The sequence below is a fragment of the Edwardsiella sp. EA181011 genome (genome assembly GCF_000800725.1).
Taxonomy (GTDB): Bacteria; Pseudomonadota; Gammaproteobacteria; order Enterobacterales; family Enterobacteriaceae; genus Edwardsiella; species Edwardsiella anguillarum.
The window spans coordinates 62,751-83,215 of the sequence record NZ_CP011364.1 but is presented as its reverse complement, the minus strand read 5'-3'; the positions used below and the strand labels follow the sequence as shown (position 1 = coordinate 83,215).

The window sequence follows — 20,465 nt, the reverse complement described above, 5'->3', positions numbered from 1 at the left end:
CGCCGCTGCGCAAAAAAGCCCCCCGCCGTCAGGCCGGGGGCTTTTTTATGCGCTGAACGGCGCGCGGCGTCCCAGCCCTAGTCTACGTTGGGAAACTCGGCGATGGTCACGTTCAGCTTCAGGCGTTCGCCGTTACGCATGATGATGACTGGCACTTCGCTGCCCGGGCGGATTTCAGCCACCTGATCCATCGTTTCCGTGGCGCTGATCGCCGGTTTTCCGTTGACATTGAGGACGATATCGCCGGGGTGGATCCCTGCCAGGGCCGCCGGCCCGTTTGCGGCGACGCTATTGACGATAATCCCCTGAATACGCTCGGCGCTGGCCGGTTGATTACGCACCGGTACGATCTCCCGCCCGCCGATGCCGATGAAGCCGCGGATCACCCGGCCATCGCGGATCAGCTTACTCATGATCTTGGTGGCGAGGGCGGTGGGAATGGCGAAGCCGATGCCCTCTGGCGTCTCGCCGTCGTTGCTTTTATCCAGGGAGAGGGTATTGATGCCGACCAGCTCGCCGAGCGAGTTGACCAGCGCCCCGCCGGAGTTGCCGTGGTTAATGGAGGCATCGGTCTGTAGGAAGTTCTGGTGGCCGTAGGTGCTCAGGCCGACCCGCCCGGTGGCGCTGATGATCCCCTGGGTCGTGGTCTGCCCAATGTTATAGGGGTTGCCGATGGCCAGCACCACGTCACCGATATGCGGTACCCGCTTGGGGTTAATGGTGATCACCGGCAGGTTACTGGCCTGGATCTTGAGCACCGCCAGATCCGTCAGGGTATCGGATCCGACCAGCATCGCCTCGAACCAGCGGCCATCCTGCAGGGCGACCACGATCTGATCGGCGGCGCTGACCACATGCTTATTGGTCAGGATATAGCCCTTTTCATCCATGATCACCCCAGAGCCCAGGGTTTTGATCGCCAGTCCGCTGTTGCTGCCGCTCATGCTGCCGTTATACACGTTGACCACCGCCGGCGCGGCGCGTCTGACCGCCGCATTATAGCTCACCGGCTGCTCCTCGAAGCTCGCCTTGCTGAACAGCGGTATCAGGCCGTGGGGGCGCAGAGAGGGCAGAGCAATCATCAATACGATCGCCACAGCCAGACCGAGCAGGGTGGAGCGCAGCAGTTTTACCAGCATGGTTATCAACGTAGAGCGGAAAGGGTAATCGCAAGAATAACAGAGAAACGGGGAGTGGGGCAGCGCCCTCCCCCCGATTTTGTGCGGGCAATCAACGCAGCAGGAGGTACATGCCTTCGCCGCCGCGGATCAGATGCAGCGCGATAACCGGCGGGTCGCCGGCCAGCGCGCTGCGCAGGGTGGCGATATCGCGAGTACGCAGACGGTTGACGCCGATGATCAGATCCGCCTTATGCAGGCCGATCTGTGCCGCCGGCGATCCCTTCTCTAGCGTATCGATGCGGATCCCCGGCGTTCCCTGGACCTCTCCGGGGCTGAGGCTCGCCCCGGCAAGCGCCGGCGTCAGCGTCTCTCCCTGCACGCTGGCCAGCGCCCGGTTTTCCAGCGTAACGGTTACGCTCATCGGCTTGCCGTTACGCAGCAGCCCAATCTGCAGCGCGGTGCCGGGCGCGACGGATCCCACCTTGGCCCGCAGCGCAGCGAAGCTGGTGATCGGGGTGCCATTGAGAGAGAGCAGCACGTCTCCGGCTCGGATCCCGGCGCGGGCCGCGGCGGACTTGGGCAAGACCTCATTGACGAAGGTGCCGCGCGGGCTGTCCAGCTTGAAGGCGTTGGCCAGCTCGGCGGTCATATCACGGCCCCGGATACCCAGCACGCCGCGCTTGGCCTCACCGTATTTGATCAGCTGATCGCTCAGGCTACGCGCCATATTGCTGGGGATCGCAAAGCCGATACCGATGTTGCCGCCGGCGGGGGCCAGGATCGCGGTATTGAGCCCGATCAGTTCGCCCTTAAGGTTGACCAGCGCCCCGCCGGAGTTGCCGCTGTTGATGGCGGCGTCGGTCTGAATAAAGTTTTCCAGCCCCTCCAGATTGAGCCCGCTGCGCCCCAGCGCAGAGATGATACCGGCGGTGGCCGTCTGCCCCAACCCAAAGGGATTGCCGATGGCCACGGCAAAGTCGCCGACGCGCAGTTTATCGGAGTCGGCCAGGGGAATGGCCGTCAGATGACGGGCATCGATCAGCTGGAGCAGCGCGATGTCAGCGGCGGCATCGCGACCGATCAGCCGGGCTGGGTACTCCCGCCCGTCCTCCAGCTGCACTCGGATCGTTCGGGCATCGCGGATGACGTGGTTATTGGTCAGAACGTAGCCTTTATCCGCGTTAATGATTACGCCGGAGCCGAGTCCTTCCATGCGGCGCTGGCGCGGCGTCTGTCCGCCCTCGACATAGATACTGACCACGGCCGGCAGTACCCTGGCCAGCATGGGCGCCAGGCTGGGCAGCGGCTGGCCGTTCAGGGTCGCCGGCAGCGATGCCTGGACCGTGGGCAGCGCGCCGAGCGTCAGGCTCAGCGCGAGGAGAAGGGGAAGCGATCTGCGGGTCATGGCACCATCCTGCAATCTGTGGCGCAAGGGCTGCGACGGAGTAAGGGAAAAAAGAGGAAACAGCGGCGCCGCGCGCGATGACGCGCACCGCCGGAGGAAAGACTATCCAGGGTACGCGCAGAGCGCATCAGCGCCGTCGGGCGGCGCGTGATAGGTCAATCGTGGCGATCGGCGCGCAGCAGGCCGGAGGCGCCCTCGGAATAATCGCGCGGCGGGATCTCGACCGGCGCCTGATCGTTATCCGCTTCCGTCAGACGGTAGCGGAACGGATTATCATGCGCTGGCATATCCGGCAGCAGATTATTTGAGCTGGTCGCCATGTGCTGGTACAGCTGACGGTAATCTTTCGCCATGTTGTCGAGCAACTCGGCGCTGCGGGCAAAATGGTTGACCAGCTCCTGACGGTACTGATCCAGATCGGTTTTACTTTTCTCTAGCTCATCCTGCAGCGTTTTCTGCTGGCGCAGTTTCCGGTTGCCAAAGCGCATCGCCAGCGCACCGATGATGAGGCCGACAACCAAACCAATAAGCGCATACTCCCAAGTCATGGTGACTCCTATTGTCTGAACAATCCTGCTCGTGTGATTACGCAGTTACGGGACATCCCCTAATACCCACACTATAACCGCTAACCGAGCCAGAGTGGAATCCCGTCGCTATTTTGCATATGGTTATGACTCACTGAAGGGGATGACGCAGGCGGTTGCACCGTCGTCCATAATGCAGAATAAGGATACCCACGCCGATGTCCTCGCCCTATGCCCTGACGTACGATACGCCGCTGGCCCGCTACCGCACGGCCCTGGCCGCCGGTGACTATCAGCCGGACGCCGCTCAGCAGCGGGCGGTAGAGGCGCTGGATGAGATCCACCGTCGGTGGACGGCGCGCTGGCATACCGCCGGGCCTGCCGCGTGGCGAACTCGGCTGCCCCGCTGGCTCGGCGGGAGGCGAATCGCCGAGCCCATCGTTGGACTCTATCTGTGGGGGGGCGTTGGTCGGGGGAAAACCTGGCTGATGGATCTGTTTTTTGACACTCTGCCAGGGCAGCGCAAGCAGCGTCTGCACTTTCACCGATTCATGCTGTGGGTGCATGAGTCGCTGGCGGATAAACAGGGACAGGCCGATCCGCTGTCGGCGCTGGCAGATGCGCTGTCAGCACAGGCGGATGTGCTGTGCTTCGACGAGTTTTTTGTGACGGACATCGGCGACGCCATGCTGCTGGGCACTCTGCTGCCGGCGCTGTTTACGCGCGGGGTGACGCTGGTCGCCACGTCCAATATTCCTCCGGCGCAGCTTTACCCCAACGGCCTGCAGCGCGGCCGCTTTCTGCCCGCCATCGCCCAAATCCAGACGCACTGCCAGGTGCTGAACGTTGACGGGGGGACCGATTACCGCCTGCGGACCCTGACCCGAGCGCACCTGTACCTGACGCCGCTGGGGGCGGACACGGAGCAGGCCATGGACGCGCTGTTTCTGCGCTTGGCCGGTCAGGCGGGGCAGATCGGCGGTACGCTGACGATCAACCATCGTCCGCTGCCGGTGCTGCGGCGCGCAGAGGCGGTGGTGGCGCTGCATTTCTCTGCGCTGTGCGAGGCGCCCTGCAGCTCACGGGATTACATTGCGCTGGCCCAGCGCTATCATACGGTGCTGTTGTACGGGGTCAGCACGATGGGTGCCGACCGTGAAGCGTGCGCCCGGCGTTTTCTGGCGCTGGTGGATGAGTTCTATGAGCGCCGGGTGACGCTGATTATCAGCGCGGCCTGCGATATGTGCGAGCTTTATCGCGGCGAACGCCTGGCGTTTGAATATCAGCGCTGCCTGTCTCGTCTGCAGGAGATGCAGAGCGAAGCCTACCTGAGCCTGCCGCATCGGCCATGAGCGCGCACGGAGAGCATCGCCACGCGCGGGCAATAAATTCCGCCGTTGCGCGAAAAAGCGATCGATCTTTGAGGCCGACTTCTCTATAATCTCGCGACCCCACGTTACAACAAAGTTTTTTTCCCAAAAACTTTATGTGCCGGCATGGCTCTATTCGAAGGGGTAGGTTTGCTGGACGATGGTCGTGTGAACCTCAACACTGAAAATCGAAGCGTTGTGTTCACCAACGTGTAACTAAAAATTGGGTAAGCTTTTAATGAAAACTTTTACAGCTAAACCAGAAACCGTAAAACGCGACTGGTATGTTGTTGATGCTACCGGCAAAACTTTAGGCCGTTTGGCAACTGAACTGGCTCGTCGCCTGCGCGGCAAGCACAAGGCGGAGTATACCCCGCATGTGGATACTGGTGATTACATCATCGTCCTGAACGCAGAAAAAGTTGCCGTAACCGGTAACAAGCGCCTGGACAAGAAGTATTTCCACCATACTGGCCACATCGGCGGTATCAAAGAAGCGACCTTTGAAGAGATGATTGCTCGCCATCCTGAGCGTGTAATTGAAATCGCGGTTAAAGGCATGCTGCCGAAAGGCCCGCTGGGTCGTGCAATGTTCCGTAAACTGAAAGTTTACGCGGGCAACGAGCACAATCACGCGGCGCAGCAACCGCAGGTTCTGGACATTTAATCGGGATATAGGCAATGGCTGAAAATCAATACTACGGCACTGGTCGCCGCAAAAGCTCCGCCGCTCGCGTATTTATCAAACCGGGTAGCGGTAAAATCGTTATCAACCAGCGTTCTCTGGAACAGTACTTCGGTCGCGAAACTGCCCGCATGGTAGTTCGTCAGCCGCTGGAACTGGTCGACATGGTTGAAAAACTGGATCTGTACATCACTGTTAAAGGTGGTGGTATCTCTGGTCAGGCAGGTGCGATCCGTCACGGTATCACCCGCGCTCTGATGGAGTACGATGAAACTCTGCGCTCTGAACTGCGTAAAGCTGGCTTCGTCACTCGTGACGCTCGTCAGGTTGAACGTAAGAAAGTCGGTCTGCGCAAAGCACGTCGTCGTCCGCAGTTCTCCAAGCGTTAATGGGTTTCTGCTTCGGCAGATCCTTAATGCTAAAAAACCCGGCCTGGCCGGGTTTTTTTATTTCCGTACGGCGTTGGTTTATTCGCTGTAAAGGATTTTATCCATGAAATCATTATCTGCCCCCCACAAGTACGCCAATTTCTGGTAAACTAGCATTCACTTTTGTCTCCTGTTGCAACGTATAAAATTTGAGCGCCGCAGGTCGGGATAAGTCAATGTTTTCGTTGTCTTGCCTTTTTGCGCCCGTAACCGTGCAACAGGCGCTGCGCGTCTCTCTGTGTAGAGCCTGACGGGCACCTGTTCATACCGTTTTCTAGATAAACTTGGAGGTTTTCATGGCTGTCGCTGCCAACAAACGTTCGGTAATGACGCTGTTTTCCGGGCCGACCGACATCTTTAGCCATCAAGTGCGCATTGTCCTGGCTGAGAAGGGTGTCAGCGTCGAGATCGAGCAGGTGGATATGGACAATCTGCCGCAGGATCTGATCGACCTCAACCCCTACCGCACGGTGCCGACGCTGGTTGACCGCGAGCTGACGCTGTATGAATCTCGCATCATCATGGAATACCTTGATGAGCGCTTCCCGCATCCACCGCTGATGCCGGTCTACCCGGTTTCCCGCGGCGAGAGCCGCCTGTTTATGCACCAGATCGAGCGTGACTGGTACTCTCTGCTGTACAAGATCGAAAAAGGCAGCGCTCAGGAGGCGGACGCCGCCCGCAAACAGCTGCGTGAAGAGCTGCTGGCTATCGCGCCGGTCTTCGCCCAGAAACCGTACTTTATGAGCGATGAGTTCAGCCTGGTGGACTGCTATCTGGCGCCGCTGCTGTGGCGTCTGCCGGTGCTGGGCATCGAGCTGAGCGGCGCGGGTGCCAAAGAGCTGAAAGGCTATATGACGCGTGTCTTTGAGCGTGATGCTTTCTTGGCCTCGCTGACCGAGGCTGAGCGTGAAATGCGTCTGCATACCCGGGGCTGATGATGGAGCTGTCGCAAATGTCACCGCGTCGTCCCTTCCTGCTGCGCGCCTTCTATGACTGGCTGCTGGATAATCAGCTGACGCCGCATCTGGTGGTGGATGTACACTGCGCCGACGTGATGGTGCCGATGGAGTACGCGCGCGATGGGCAGATTGTCCTGAATATCGCGCCACGCGCCGTTGGTGGGCTAGAGCTGGCGGATGATGCGGTGCGCTTTAACGCCCGCTTCGGCGGCGTACCGCGTCAGGTATATGTGCCCATGGCGGCGGTGATGGCTATCTATGCGCGTGAAAACGGCGCCGGTACGATGTTTGAGCCCGAGGCCGCCTATGACCAGGATGGCGATGAGACGCGCGCCGAGATGGAAAGCGATGAGCCGGCCATGACGCTGATCGACGGCGATCGCTCGCCGGATAACCCCACGCCCGCAGACGAGGATGACGGCGGCGATGAGCCTCCGCCGCGCGGCCGTCCGGCCCTACGCGTGGTAAAATAACGCGAACGTTAATAGAGACCGGGATTTGATCCCGGTTTTTTTCTGTTGAACCCCCCTGCCTAGCAGGGGGTTTTGTTTTGTTCTCGCGTGGCCCGTGGGGAAAAGAGAAAAAAGTGTGATGCCCCGCATAGGGGGAGCAGGGCGATCACACGTCAAAGAGGATGGCGGACATCGCCGGCAGGGGTATGCCGGGAGCCATGGCCAGAACCGTCGTTATTTCTCTTCCTTAAGACAGTCGCGGTGCAGCTTGACGACGACTTTCCTAATGGGGTCTGACGTCCGGCTGATACAGCCGGGCTTATGGGGCTCTCCGGGGAGAAAGACGGCAAACATCCCCGGCGTCATGATCAGGCGCTGCGGCTGCGCCATGGCGGCACACAGCTGATAGTCTCCCTCCTGCTGGTAGGCTTGGCATTCGCGCGCCTGGCCTGCCAGGGCGAAGTCGATGCGCTCCTCGCCCTGCAGCACCAGCTGAATATCCAGATAGTCGCGGTGTATCTCGCCCAGTTTTTCCTCCGCCTCCTGTGGCGTCAGCGTCATGACATTCATGTACAGCCGCTCGCCGTCGATGGGGTGAGTACCGTTTTCCTGCTGCGCTGCGCCGGCTTCCAGCGCGCGCTGCAGCGCGCGGCGAATAGGGTTCGGCAGGTCGCTGCGCTGGGCTAAATCATCAATATGTCCAAGTATCATGTCGTTTCTCTCCGACTCCAGAGTGCCGCGCCGATCAGGCCGGCATCGCGTTGATGGCGGGCTGAATACAGCGTGGCGTGGTAAGCGTGCGGCATCTGCCGCAGAAAATGCTGAACCTGAGCCAGATAGCCTGGAGCCAGGCCGACGCTGCCGCCGATCACCGCGCACTGAATATCCAGCGTCGCCCGCAGATCGGCGATCAGCTGAGCGATCGCCTGGGCCGAGCGGGCGATGAGCCGCTGTGCCTGGGCATCGCCGGCGGCGGCCCGTTGAAAAATAGCGCGGGCATCGAGGCCAGCCAGATCGCCCTGCGCCGCCGCGGCGATAGCCCGCCCTGAGGCGATGGACTCTACGCAGCCGCTACGCCCGCAGCCGCAGCGTGGTCCCGCCGGATCGGCCAGTGTATGGCCAATGTGGCCAGCGAAGGCAGCGCGCCCGATCTGAAGGCGGCCGTTGAGCACCAGCCCGCCGCCGACGCCGGTCGATACCGTAATGAACGCCATATCCTGACCGCTGGGGGTCAGGGCAAGATACTCAGCCCAGGCCGCGGCCTGGGCATCGTTGAGAAGGTGGCAGGGCAGCGCGCTGAGCCTCTCAACGCACGCCTGCAGCGGAAAACGGTTCAGTCCGCCCAGGTTATCGGGATTCAGGGCGCTGAGGATCCCCTGATGGATAATGCCGGTAGAGGCGACGGCAACCCTGTCTGCCATTCCTCGATAGTGGGTGATTAGCTGGGAGAGCGCCTGCGTTAGGGCCTCCGGGTCACCGCTGACCGGCGTGGCGACCTCGCAGCGTTGGCTGAGCTGGCCGTTGGTATCGACCAGCGCTGCTGCCAGCTTGGTTCCGCCCAGATCAATGGCCAGCGTATTCATGATGCGCCTCCGCCTGGAGAGCCTGGCAATACCACTGACAGATGTGCTCAATGCGGGTGATGGCCGAGCCGACGGTGACGGCCCAGGCCCCTTGGGATAACGCCTGCGCCGCCTGCGCAGGCGTGTTGTAGCGCCCTTCGGCAATCACCCTGCACCCGGCATTGCTCAGCGCGTGCACCAGTGCAAAATCGGGCTCGCAGGGCGTCTCACCCTGGGTATAGCCGGAGAGCGTGGTACCGATAAAATCGCAGCCGAGGCGCTGACAGTACAGCCCATCTTCCAGCGAGGAGCAGTCGGCCATCGCCAGACGCCCATGGTGCTGTATGCGCGCCAGCAGGGCCTCCCGCCGCTCCGGGCGGGGACGCTGGGTGCCATCAAAGGCGATGATATCGGCGCCGGCCTGAACCAGATCGTCAATATCGCGCAGGAAGGGGGTAATGCGTACCGGCGAGTCATCCAGATCGCGTTTGATGATCCCGATAATCGGCAGGGTGACGCGCGGGCGCACCGCCTGCAGGTTGGCCACGCCCTCGATACGCAGCGCGGCGGCTCCCGCCTGGGCCGCGGCCGCGGCCATGGCGGCGACGATCTCCGGGTTATCCATCGGGCTACCCGGCACCGGTTGGCAGGAGACGATCAGGGCACCGTTGCGTTGAATATGCTGTTGCAGAGTGGTGAATACAGACATGACACCTCACCTTGATTACGCTTTAAAATTGAACTCCATATGAATTTATATTATGGAGCAATACTCCATCAAGGTAAAATGCAGCAAAGCGTGAGTAGGGTCAAACTATCGTTGGTGAGCGTACCACAGGGGAAAGCGGTGGCGGAGTTAAACTCCGCCAGCGATTTAGCGGGGGGTAGAGGCGGTATGGTCCGCGGGCATCGCGCGACGGCGCAGCAGATGGATAGCCCAGGCGACGCTCATGATCACTAGGATCGCAAAGCACAGCGCAAAGGCCAGGAAACAGGCCTGCGCCATATTCATAAACTGCATGGAGGGGATCAGATACCAGCCCTCAGCCTGCACGTATATGTCGATAAACCACTGCTGTACGCTGTCCAGCGCCACCCCCTGTGGCACCACCGGTGCATCATAACCGCAGTCGCCGGTCGGCTTAAACCAAGAGGGTGACCACTCGGCCAGGGGCAGTCCAAAGGGAAAGTGGGGATCGGTGGAGCATCCCTGTACGCCAAACAGCGCGTCCGGGCTGTGCACCGCATGATGGATCCCGTTCAGTTTGATGGAGTATCCCATGCCGATGATGGCGCCATAGAAGGCGGCGATACAGCCGAACAGCTTCAGCGCCAGATTGCGTGGGTTGATCGCCGCGACCAGTCCGCCGATAACCATGATCAGCATGGCAAAGCGGATATAGACGCACTGTTCACAGGGGGCCATGTACAGATAGATCTGAAAAAAGGCATGCGCCAGGACGATCAGTCCGCCCATGACCAGGGCCATCAGCAGCCAGAGAAAGCGCCGCTCCTGCCAGCGAACCAGCGTTTCGACCGGATTTTGGCGCAGGTCACTCCACATCTTTGCAAACATAGCGATCATCCTTAGGCTACTTGGCAGCCAGTTCTTTGACTAAATCGGCCATGGAGTCGACGGATTTGATGCTCTTGGTCATGATCAGATATTTACCGTTGACTACATAGGCCGGTACGCCCTGGATCTTGGCTACGTCGTAGGCGGAGGCCTTCCATTCACCCAGGGTCTTTTGTACCGCGGGATCCTTCAGCCCCTCCTCCAGATCGGCGTGGCTCAGGCCGGCGGCGTCCAGCCCGGTTTGGGTAAAGGCAGCCGGATCCTTGCCATCCTTCCAGCGCTCTTTTTTATCGTGGTAGGCCGCGTAGTAGGCAAACTTGGCCTTTTTGAACTGAGAGGCATCGTCGAAGATGGAGACACCGGCGGCGCGATCCTTATTGAGCAGCACGGCGAGAATTTCGCTGCCCTGTGGTCCATAGACACCTTTGGTATCCAGGTGGTACGGCTCGAAGCGTACGACATCCTTAACCTTTTCGCTGACGGGGCCGGTGACCGCCTTATCATACTTGTAGCAGAAGGGGCAGTCGTAGCTGAAGACCTTGATCAGAGTCTTCTGGGCGTTGGGAATCGGCTTTTCCAACACCACGTAGTCCGTGCCTTCGCTAAAGGCGGCCGCGCCGAAGGCGCAGGTCAGCAGTGTGGCGCCCAGTAGGGCTTTCAGGTGTGTTTTACCCAGCGTTAAATGCATAGTGGAGACTCCTTTCCTAAAGCGATACGGAATGGGCGTATCCAGGGATACGCCCATGGACGTTACAGGAACAGCCCCTGCGGCCGGATCAGCGCCGCACGGTAATGGGTTTGGTTAGCCTTGTCGGACAGCACGTCCAGCTCGACCTTGACGTCTTTGGTCTTGTAGTCGATCTCATTTAGGCGACCGGTGGTCGGCTGGCCCGGCTCAAACAGATTGGTGGAGCCGCCGAAGCTGAACATGGTGTCGCGATCCGGCTGGTATTCGACGATCGAAGTGATCGGGTTATACCATTCATAGCCTCGATCCTTGCCATACTCCCAGAGCTGCTGCACGGTCATATTCTTTTCATCGATCTTGTACTCCACGATGCGTGAATATTTCATGGTGGGCAGCGCCGGCTGCTCCAGGTGGCGGCCATCGCCATTGTCGAAGACCGTCAGGGTGCCCTTGGGCGATAGCCAGGCGGTGTGCTGGGTATAAGTGAAATCGAAATCGCTGTTTTCGCAGACACCCTTGGCGCTGCAGTTCAGTGGTTTATTCTGCGCATCAACCGGCTTGAGCAGCTTGGCGGAGAGCTTCTCGTTCCAGCCCTCAGCCGGTGCCAGGATCCACTTCACCTGCTTGTCGCGGCCAATTTTGATGACTCCCTGGTGACGGGAGGAGAGGATGATGCTGTCGTCTTTAGGATCGTAGGCGATGGAGTTGACGTGGGCCCAGTTACGCCCTGGGCCGACGCCCAGTGCATCGCCAAACGGCGTATCCGGCTCCAGCTTGGCCTGTTTGCCCGCGTGGTCCAGATCGACGTTAACGCAGACGGCGCCGGCGTCGAGCGCGCCGAGTAGGCTGTCGCGCAGCGGATCGAGGATCAGGTTAAGATCCCAGACGTCGACCACCCGTCCGGCCTTGTCCACCTCCAGAATATGGTCGCGGATGGTGTGTACGCGCTGCCCATCGTCGCGCAGGTAGTTGCGTTTGCCGACGCGCAGCATTACGTTGCCGTTAGGGATCTCGATCGACTCATGGGTGGCGTCGAGGTAGCCGCGCGGTAGACGGTGATTATTCAAGATCTGGCCCATCATGTCGAACTCGTACCAGCGCTGCCCCTGCACGGCGGTAAAGGTTCCGCGCGGCGTTTCCCGGATCCCCATCAGATAGCCGCGCTGGTTGATGTCAACATCATGGCCGTTATAGAGCGTATCTTGATTCAGCCACCAGCGATATTCACCCTGGGTGTCGACAACAAAGGTAAAGGGCGCGATATCGAATGGCAGGGATCCGGTCGCCGGGCTCGCATCCAGCAGACCGGCATTTTTATCTTTTTCGCCGCTCCAGTGCAGATCAGATCCCTGCGAGGTAAAGGTATGGGTATTGACTAAATAGAGACGGTCCTCAAACCCTTTGGCAACTTTAACCGGTTTCACCTGCTGTAAATCGGTGAGTGAGCGGTTATCCATATATTTATTGACGATGGCAGAGGTTCGGATGGTATAGGCATCTTTTTTGAGTTTTCCACCCTCCTTATATTCAACTGTGACCTGGTTATCATGTTTTTGATACAGGCCAAAGATAGGAATGCCATCGTAGGTTAACAGGGATGATTTGCCGACGGGATAACTGACGGCAACGCCATTTTTTCCTTTCCCTTGCACGGTGACTTTAACATCGGAGATGGTGTGTCCATTCAGGTTGATTAATGCCGTGAGCGGTGAGTTGCCATAGGGGTCAACCACGACGGAGCCGAGATTACCGACGGCTGGGGCTGCCGGCATGCCGGCGGCGTGAACGGTGGGAGAGACGGCGCCGATGGCGAATGCAATGGCACCTGCGACCAGCGTTTTTCTGGTTGTGCTGAGCATGGTATTCTCCTGACTTTGCAATAAATCCATTTTTATCATCAGTGGACAGCCCACGTTGGGTTGCATGCCGTCCGCGCTATCCCAAAAGGGGAATTCGGTATCTGCTACGCCGCAGGGCGCAGCATAAATAGGGCGATGATGAGCAATGATGGATGGTTATCATTGTCGTGATAAACCAAGATATTACGCAGGTGAATATATATTGTTGAATTTAATCTTGCTTGAATTATTTTTATTTATTATTAATTGATGTGTTTGATGATGCGTATATGTTTGACGGCGCCATAATATTATTATTTGATACGTATCACGTAATTAACCGCAGGCTTTATTTCTTTTATACCGATATTAGGTTATCTCTATTCGGAGATAAATGCTTATTTCCGGATAATGATCATGCGTAAAATGAATAATGTGGCCGTAGACAGTGAGCGACTGGCTCTGTTCCGCGCGCTGGCGGAAACCGGCTCTTTGACGCAGGCCGCAGGCCGGGTTGGCCTGAGTCAGGCGGCGGCGAGCCGGGCGTTGAGTAAGCTGCGCGCCGTCTTTCAGGATCAGCTGTTTGTGAAGGGGGGCTATGGTATGCAGGCCACGCCACGTGCCCGAGAGCTGATGCCGCGGGTCACCGCTGCGCTGCAGGCGCTGGATCATTTGACGATGCCCTATGAGTTCGAGCCGCAGGCGCTGCGGCGTACCCTGTACTTGGGCGCGGTGGACAACGGTGTCTGGATGATCTTTTCACGGGTCGTGAAGTCATTGTTCCAGCAAGCGCCCAATGCGCGAATCGAGATCTTGCCCATCGGTGACGATCTGTTTTCTAGCCTGAAGTTCGGCCGCATGGATCTGGCTATCTATCCGCTGATCGACATTCCGGCCGATTTTCACGAGGCCAATCTGTTTAAGACCACCTTTTCCTGCCTGGTGCGTCAGGGGCATCCGCTGGCGCGTCAGATGCTGCGTGGGGAGACGCCGACCTTAGCGCAGATTAACGCCTATCGTCGGCTGCAGGTGAGCCTGCACGACGGCCAGCCTGGCGCCACGGTGGGTAACGCGGTTCATCGTCAGGGAAAAGACTATGATGTCGCCATGTCAGTGCCCTATTTTTTGGCGGCACCGATGATCCTGGCGCAGACCGACTTTGTCCTGACCTTGCCCACCCAGACCGCCCGCCATTTCTCCCAGATGGCCAACCTGGCGATCCTACCCTATCCCGATGGTGAGACCGCCTTCTATACACGGCTGATCTGGCATCATCGGGTACACCATGATCCGGTGATCCAGTGGCTACGGGCGCTGTTTTTGCGCTTTGTCTCGGAGGAGGCGGCGCTGGAGAGGGGACGGGATAACGCCGACGCCGCGGGAGGCCGCGCCGGCGCAGAGTGCTACACGCAGAGATAGCTTAGGATACCCTGAGCCGCGCGGCGTCCCTCTGCGATGGCGGTCACCACCAGATCGGATCCGCGTACCGCATCGCCGCCGGCGAAAATCTGCGGGTTACTGGTCTGATGGGGATAGTCGCCGTGGTCTGCGGCGATGATGCGCCCTTGGGCATCGAGATCCACGCCGTGCTCCGCCAGCCATGTCATGGCGTGCGGGCGGAAACCGAACGCCAGTATCACCGCATCGGCTGCCAGCGTGACCTCGGCGTTGGGCACGAGACGCACGGCGCGTCGGCCGGCGGCATCGGGATCCGCTAGCGCTGTTTGTGCCATGCGAACGCCGCACACCCGCCCGGCGGCGTTGGTTTCAATGGCCAGCGGCTGCAGGTTGAAACGAAACGCAGCGCCCTCTTCGCGGGCGTTTTTCACTTCGCGCCGGGAGCCGGGCATATTGTCCTCATCGCGGCGATAGGCGCAGGTGACCTGGGTGGCCCCCTGGCGCAGGGCGCTGCGTACGCAGTCCATGGCGGTGTCTCCCCCGCCGAGCACCACCACCCGTTTGCCATGCATGGAGACGTGGGGGGTCTGAGGATCCTCGGGGTAGCCCATCAGATGGCGGGCAGTGGCGATAAGGTAGGGCAGGGCGGAGTGTACGCCGCTGGCCTCCTCCTGCTCCAGTCCACCGGGGAGGGCCTGGTAGGTGCCAACGCCGAGAAAGACTGCGTCAAACTGGCTCAGCAGACTCTCCAGCGTGATATCGCGTCCGATCTCGGTATTCAGATGGAAACGGATCCCCATGGCGCTGAAAATCTCGCGCCGGCGGACCATAACCTGCTTTTCCAATTTAAACGCGGGAATGCCAAAGGTGAGCAGTCCGCCGATCTCCGGGTGGCGATCGAAGAGTTCGGCCTGTACGCCGCTGCGGGCCAGCACGTCGGCACAGGCAAGGCCCGCGGGGCCGGCGCCGACGATGGCGACCCGTTTCCCGGTGGGCTGTACGCCGCTGAGATCCGGCGTCCACCCCTCGGCCAGCGCTTTGTCGGTAATGTAGCGCTCTACGCTGCCGATCGTGACGGCGCCGAACTCATCATGCAGCGTGCAGGCGCCTTCGCATAGGCGATCCTGCGGGCAGACCCGGCCGCACACCTCCGGCAGGCTGTTGGTCTGATGGCTGAGCGTCGCCGCATCCCAAATACGTCCTTCGTTGGCCAGCTTCAGCCAGTTAGGAATGTAATTATGCAGCGGGCAGCGCCATTCGCAGTAGGGGTTACCGCAGGAGAGACAGCGATCGGCCTGCGCTTGCGCCTGGCCGTCGGAGAAGGGTTCATAGATCTCGATAAATTCGCCCTGGCGCTGCTTTAGCGGCTTTTTCGGCGGATCGATACGCTGTAGGTCGATAAACTGATAGACATTCTGACTCATGATTTCTCCGCCCCCTTATTGTGCCTGCACGCGCAGCTCGGCTGCGGAGCGGCTACGGTGTCCCAGTAGCGCTTTCACGTCGCTGGATTTCGGCTTGATCAAGACAAAGCGCGCGGCCCACTGTGGCCAGTCGGCTAGGATGGTCTCTGCGCGCCCGGATCCCGTCAGCCGGACGTGCTCGGTGATCAGCCCGCGCAGGTGCTCCTCGTGGATGGGCAGCGCCGCCATGTCCAGCACCTCAACCAGCTCGGCGTTGACGCGCTGGCGGAACTCGCCGTCTTCATCGAGCACATAGGCAAACCCACCGGTCATGCCCGCGCCGAAGTTGATACCGGTGCGGCCTAACACGCAGACGATACCGCCGGTCATGTATTCACAGCCGTTATCCCCGATCCCCTCAACTACGGTGAGGGCGCCGGAGTTACGCACGGCAAAGCGCTCGCCGGCACGCCCGGCGGCGAACAGCCTGCCACCGGTGGCGCCGTACAGACAGGTGTTGCCGATGATGCTGGCCTCATGGCTGCGGAAGGCGGAGCCGACCGGCGGTCGGATGACGATACGGCCGCCCGCCATGCCCTTACCGACATAGTCGTTGGCATCGCCGGTCAGGGTTAGCTCGAGGCCCGCGGCATTCCACACGCCAAAGCTCTGACCTGCGGTACCGCTAAACTGGATCTTCAGCGGTGAGGCGGCCATGCCCTGCTCACCGTAGCGTTCGGCGATGGCTCCGGAAAGCGAGGCGCCCACCGAGCGATCCGTGTTATGGATGTCGCAGAACAGCGTGCGCCCCTGACGGGCCGCGATATTCTCCTGTAGCTGAGACAGCAGGCTTTGGTTGAGCTGCCCCGAATCGAAGGGGGGTTGCCTTCGCTGCAGTGCAGTCCCTTGCCCGGATGCGGCGTGGCCGTATGTAGCAGAGGCGCGAGATCCAGGCGGCTCTGCTTGGCGGTCTCTCCTTCCAGTACCGTCAGCAGATCGGTGCGACCGATCAGGTCGACCAAGCGGCTGACGCCCAGCTGTGCCATCAGCTCGCGGGTTTCCCGCGCAATAAAGTGGAAGTAGTGGGTCACGCGCAGCGGCAGGCCGTGGAAGTGGTCGCGGCGCAGCTTTTCATCCTGGGTGGCGACGCCGGTTGCGCAGTTATTGAGGTGGCAGATCCGCAGATACTTGCAGCCCAGCGCCACCATGGGACCGGTGCCGAAGCCGAAGCTTTCCGCGCCGAGGATCGCGGCTTTGATGATATCGGCGCCGCTCTTCAGGCCACCGTCCACCTGCAGACGGATTTTATGGCGCAGCCCGTTGGCTACCAGCGCCTGCTGGGTCTCTACCAGGCCGAGCTCCCAGGGACACCCCGCGTGTTTCACGGAGGAGAGCGGGCTCGCGCCGGTGCCGCCGTCATAGCCCGCGATGGTGATCAGGTCGGCATAGGCCTTGGCGACCCCGGTCGCGATGGTGCCCACGCCTGGTTCAGAGACCAGCTTAACGGAGATCAGCGCCCGCGGATTGACCTGTTTGAGATCGAAGATCAGCTGCGCCAGGTCTTCGATAGAGTAGATATCGTGGTGTGGCGGGGGAGAGATCAGCGTGACGCCGGGCACCGAATAGCGCAGTCGGGCAATGTACGGGGTCACCTTATCGCCGGGCAGCTGACCCCCTTCGCCCGGCTTGGCGCCCTGCGCCACTTTAATCTGGATCACATCGGCGTTGACCAGATAGGCGGGCGTGACGCCGAAGCGCCCGGAGGCGACCTGTTTGATACGCGAGGCTTTATCGGTGTTGTAGCGCGCCGGATCCTCTCCGCCTTCGCCGGAGTTGGAGAAGCCGCCCAGGCCGTTCATCGCCTGGGCCAGCGCCTCATGGGCCTCGGGGCTCAGCGCGCCGATGGACATGGCCGCCGTATCGAAGCGTTGGAACAGGGCGCTTTCCGCCTCAACCTGCTCCAGCGCCAAGGGCTGCGCGACGGGGCGCAGCGCCAGCAGATCGCGCAGGGTGGTGATCGGGCGCAGGTTGACCAGGCTAGCGTAACGCTGGTAGTCGCGATAGTCGCCGCTCTGGACCGCCTGCTGTAGAGCCTGCACCACATCGGGGTTGTAAGCGTGGTACTCACCGTCGTGGACATATTTCAGCAGTCCCCCCTGATCCAAGGGCTGGCGCGGCAGCCAGGCTCGGCGGGACAGATTGTGCAGATCCTGCTGGAAGTCGCTGAAGGTCGCTCCACCGATGCGGCTGACGACCCCGGGGAAGCACAGATCGCAGATCGCGGGGTGGAGGCCGACGGCCTCAAACAGCTTGGAGCAGCGGTAAGAGGCCACCGTGGAGATGCCCATTTTGGACATGATCTTGTACAGCCCTTTATTAATCCCGTTGCGGTAGTTCAGCATCACCTGGCGGTAGCTGCGCGCGATGGCTCCGCTGTCCACCAGCTTGGCCAGGGTTTCATAGGCCAGATAGGGGTAGATTGCGGTGGCGCCAAAGCCAAGCAGCACGGCAAAGTGATGCGGGTCGCGGGCGCTGGCGGTTTCGACAATGATGTTGGCGTCGCAGCGCAGGCTCTGTTCGACCAGGCGCCGCTGCACCGCCCCGACGGCCATCGGCGCCGGGATCGGCAAACGCTGGGCGCCGATGGCGCGATCGGACAGAACCAGCAGCACCGCGCCGCGGCGCACCTGGGCTTCGGCCTCGTCGCACAGGGCGGCGAGGGCCAGTTGCAGATCCTGCTGCCCGGGATCGAAGGTGATATCCAGGGTTTCGGCGCGATAGTGCTCTTTTTCCTGCCCGATCAGCTGGGCGAAGTCAGAGTAGAGCAGCACCGGCGACTTAAAATTAAGGCGGTGCGCCTGTCCCTCGGCTTCACAGAAGACGTTCATTTCGCGCCCGATGCTGGTGGAGAGCGACATGACGTGGGCTTCGCGCAGCGGATCGATCGGCGGATTGGTGACCTGGGCGAACTGCTGGCGGAAGTAATCATAGATGAGGCGCGGGCGGCTGGAGAGGACGGCAAAGGGCGTATCGTCGCCCATTGAGCCGGTCGCTTCCTGGCCGTTCTCCCCTAGCACCCGCAGGGTCTGGTCGATCTCTTCCTGACTGTAGGCAAACTGTTTTTGGTAAGTGAGCAGCGCCGCATCGTCCAGCGTACGGCTGCCGACCCGCTCATCGGGCAGATCCTCAAAGGGGATCAGGCGCCGGACATTTTTCTCCATCCATTCGCGATAGGGGTGGCGGCTTTTCAGATCGTCGTCGGTTTCCCGCGAGTGCAGGATCTGCCCGGCGCGGGTGTCGATCACCATCAGTTCGCCGGGGCCGACGCGCCCTTTCTCCACCACTTCATCCGGCTGATAGTCCCAAATTCCTACCTCTGAGGCGCAGGTGATCAGCCTGTCTTTGGTTATCACATAGCGCGCGGGACGCAGGCCGTTGCGATCTAGGTTACAGGCGGCGAAACGTCCGTCTGACATCACGATGCCGGCCGGGCCATCCCAGGGTTCCATATGCATCGAATTAAAGTCGAAGAAGGCGCGTAGGTCGGGATCCATGTCTGGGTTGTTCTGCCAGGCCGGCGGCACCAGCAGACGCATGGCGCGCACAATATCCATCCCCCCGCTTAACAGCAGCTCCAGCATGTTGTCGAGAGAGCTGGAGTCAGAGCCGGTTTCGTTGACAAAGGGGGCGGCGTCCTGCAGATCGGGGATCAGCGGCGTCTTAAATTTGTAGGTTCGTGCCCGTGCCCACTGACGATTACCGGTGATGGTGTTGATTTCACCGTTGTGTGCCAGATAACGAAACGGCTGCGCCAGCGGCCAGCGTGGTACGGTGTTGGTCGAGAAGCGCTGGTGGAACAGGCAGATGGCCGACTCCATGCGCAGGTCAGCCAAATCGTGGTAAAAGCGCGGCAGGTCGGCGGGCATGCACAGCCCTTTGTAGATGGTAACCAGATTCGAGAGGCTGCAGACATAGAAATCCGGATCCTCGATGCGCTTTTCTATGCGCCGGCGGGCGATAAACAGACGGCGCTCCAGATCCCGCGGGCGCCATCCGGCCGGGGCATTGATGAAGATTTGCGCAATGTGCGGCATAGAGGAGAGCGCGATGTCGCCCAGCACCTCTTGGTTGACGGGGACGTCGCGCCACCCCACGATGGAGAGGGTCTCGTTCTGTAGCTCCTCCTCAACGATGCGCCGAGCGGCTCCTGCTCGCTCTTCGTCGCGGCTGAGGAACAGCATACCGACGGCATAGTTCTTGGCCAGTCGCCAGCCACGCTCTTCTGCCACCATGCGCAGGAAGCGATCGGGCTTTTGTAGCAGCAGGCCGCAGCCGTCGCCGGTTTTGCCGTCGGCCAGGATGGCGCCGCGGTGCTGCATGCGCGCCAGCGCATGAATGGCGGTACGCACGACTTTGTGACTCGGTTCGCCTTCTATATGGGCAATCAGGCCGAAGCCGCAGTTGTCCCGTTCATGGGATGCATCGTACAACATATTCAGTGAACCTCCCCAAGCTCTGCGCGGCCCCCACCGCCGGGCGCAGCGGCCTGTGGCTGGCAGGTTCTCGGTCGTTTGACCGGGGGCGCCCGTCGGGCAGCCGCCTGCATCAGTATTCACAAGCACACTGTCACGCGTTGCGCGGGGATCGTAACTAACTGGATAACTATGATGTGATGTTGTGTCCATCCGGAAGGGTGTTGTTTTTATTTCCGGCGGCTTTTCAACTTATCGGGAAAGATTTCGCAGGTCAAATGTGGGCTATATCACAGTTTATCGGGGCGTGTTTTGTGATACAGGATTGATTTTTAATGAAAATATATAAAAAAGTGCCTTGATGTGTCGCGAGAAGCGGACCGGCGGTGCCTACCGGGTAACACTGTCAAATTAGCCTGTTTGTTATTTTGTATGCTATTTAAACAAGTTAATTAAGACTAATATGTCGTATATAAAGAAGATGTTGATAATTAATTTTGTTTTTTCATCGCAGACTCATTCCGGTGCGGATCGTCGCAGAGCGCGGCGCTGTTTCGTGTGTAACAGTGAATTTAAAG

16 protein-coding genes and 1 pseudogene are annotated in these 20,465 nt (G+C 60.2%); 6 read left to right on the top strand and 11 right to left on the bottom strand.

The window, feature by feature from the left end; genetic code table 11:
• Positions 1–77 precede the first annotated feature (77 nt).
• The 3 genes from degS to zapG form a co-directional block, all read right to left on the bottom strand.
• Positions 78–1,139 carry an outer membrane-stress sensor serine endopeptidase DegS gene (degS, locus tag QY76_RS00345; RefSeq protein ID WP_045425298.1) on the bottom strand — a complete coding sequence of 354 codons (1,062 nt, stop codon included), beginning with the start codon at positions 1,137–1,139 and terminating at the stop codon, positions 78–80.
• Positions 1,140–1,230: 91 nt separating this feature from the next.
• On the bottom strand, positions 1,231–2,526 hold the full coding sequence (locus QY76_RS00340) for a Do family serine endopeptidase (RefSeq protein ID WP_034162782.1): 1,296 nt from the start codon (positions 2,524–2,526) through the stop codon (positions 1,231–1,233).
• 155 nt (positions 2,527–2,681) lie between these two features.
• Entirely contained in the window at positions 2,682–3,074 is a 393-nt protein-coding gene (gene zapG / locus QY76_RS00335) for a Z-ring associated protein ZapG (protein WP_034162781.1), read from the bottom strand.
• Between the two features lie 215 nt (positions 3,075–3,289).
• On the opposite strand from zapG, the gene zapE reads away from it, so the two are divergent.
• From zapE to sspB, 5 genes are all read left to right on the top strand, one after another.
• The gene (zapE, locus tag QY76_RS00330; protein ID WP_174434949.1) at positions 3,290–4,405 is read left to right on the top strand and encodes a cell division protein ZapE; all 1,116 of its coding nucleotides are present in this window, start codon (positions 3,290–3,292) and stop codon (positions 4,403–4,405) included.
• Positions 4,406–4,661: 256 nt separating this feature from the next.
• Positions 4,662–5,090 (top strand): 50S ribosomal protein L13, encoded by a 429-nt coding sequence (gene rplM / locus QY76_RS00325; protein WP_005281730.1) that lies wholly within the window; start codon positions 4,662–4,664, stop codon positions 5,088–5,090.
• A gap of 14 nt (positions 5,091–5,104) precedes the next feature.
• On the top strand, positions 5,105–5,497 hold the full coding sequence (gene rpsI / locus QY76_RS00320; protein WP_005281735.1) for a 30S ribosomal protein S9: 393 nt from the start codon (positions 5,105–5,107) through the stop codon (positions 5,495–5,497).
• A 335-nt stretch (positions 5,498–5,832) separates the two neighbouring features.
• Positions 5,833–6,474 (top strand): stringent starvation protein SspA, encoded by a 642-nt coding sequence (sspA, locus tag QY76_RS00315; protein WP_045425290.1) that lies wholly within the window; start codon positions 5,833–5,835, stop codon positions 6,472–6,474.
• 2 nt (positions 6,475–6,476) lie between these two features.
• Positions 6,477–6,971 carry a ClpXP protease specificity-enhancing factor gene (sspB, locus tag QY76_RS00310; protein ID WP_034162779.1) on the top strand — a complete coding sequence of 165 codons (495 nt, stop codon included), beginning with the start codon at positions 6,477–6,479 and terminating at the stop codon, positions 6,969–6,971.
• 213 nt (positions 6,972–7,184) lie between these two features.
• Here the strand turns inward: sspB and nanQ are convergent, their stop codons facing one another.
• The 6 genes from nanQ to QY76_RS00280 form a co-directional block, all read right to left on the bottom strand.
• Positions 7,185–7,661, bottom strand: a complete 477-nt coding sequence (nanQ, locus tag QY76_RS00305) for an N-acetylneuraminate anomerase (RefSeq protein ID WP_034162778.1) — start codon at positions 7,659–7,661, stop codon at positions 7,185–7,187.
• Complete coding sequence (locus QY76_RS00300; protein ID WP_034162777.1) at positions 7,658–8,533, bottom strand: N-acetylmannosamine kinase; 876 nt, start codon at positions 8,531–8,533, stop codon at positions 7,658–7,660. The genes nanQ and QY76_RS00300 overlap by 4 nt, the downstream gene beginning before the upstream one ends.
• A complete protein-coding gene (locus tag QY76_RS00295; RefSeq protein WP_034162776.1) occupies positions 8,514–9,221 on the bottom strand; it encodes an N-acetylmannosamine-6-phosphate 2-epimerase in 708 nt (235 codons plus the stop codon). Before QY76_RS00295 ends, QY76_RS00300 begins: the two co-directional genes overlap by 20 nt.
• Positions 9,222–9,386: 165 nt before the next feature.
• Entirely contained in the window at positions 9,387–10,088 is a 702-nt protein-coding gene (dsbI, locus tag QY76_RS00290; protein WP_034162775.1) for a protein-disulfide oxidoreductase DsbI, read from the bottom strand.
• 16 nt (positions 10,089–10,104) lie between these two features.
• Positions 10,105–10,776: a thiol:disulfide interchange protein DsbA/DsbL gene (locus QY76_RS00285; protein WP_034162774.1), complete on the bottom strand. Its 672-nt coding sequence runs from the start codon at positions 10,774–10,776 to the stop codon at positions 10,105–10,107.
• 62 nt (positions 10,777–10,838) lie between these two features.
• Positions 10,839–12,635, bottom strand: a complete 1,797-nt coding sequence (locus QY76_RS00280) for an aryl-sulfate sulfotransferase (RefSeq protein ID WP_034162773.1) — start codon at positions 12,633–12,635, stop codon at positions 10,839–10,841.
• Positions 12,636–13,031: 396 nt separating this feature from the next.
• On the opposite strand from QY76_RS00280, the gene QY76_RS00275 reads away from it, so the two are divergent.
• Positions 13,032–14,033: a LysR family transcriptional regulator gene (locus tag QY76_RS00275; RefSeq protein ID WP_045425532.1), complete on the top strand. Its 1,002-nt coding sequence runs from the start codon at positions 13,032–13,034 to the stop codon at positions 14,031–14,033.
• Here the strand turns inward: QY76_RS00275 and QY76_RS00270 are convergent.
• Entirely contained in the window at positions 14,018–15,436 is a 1,419-nt protein-coding gene (locus QY76_RS00270; RefSeq protein WP_045425287.1) for an FAD-dependent oxidoreductase, read from the bottom strand. The two genes, QY76_RS00275 and QY76_RS00270, sit on opposite strands and share 16 nt — an antisense overlap.
• A gap of 15 nt (positions 15,437–15,451) precedes the next feature.
• Positions 15,452–19,908: pseudogene (gene gltB / locus QY76_RS00265) on the bottom strand (glutamate synthase large subunit).
• Positions 19,909–20,465: the final 557 nt, after the last annotated feature.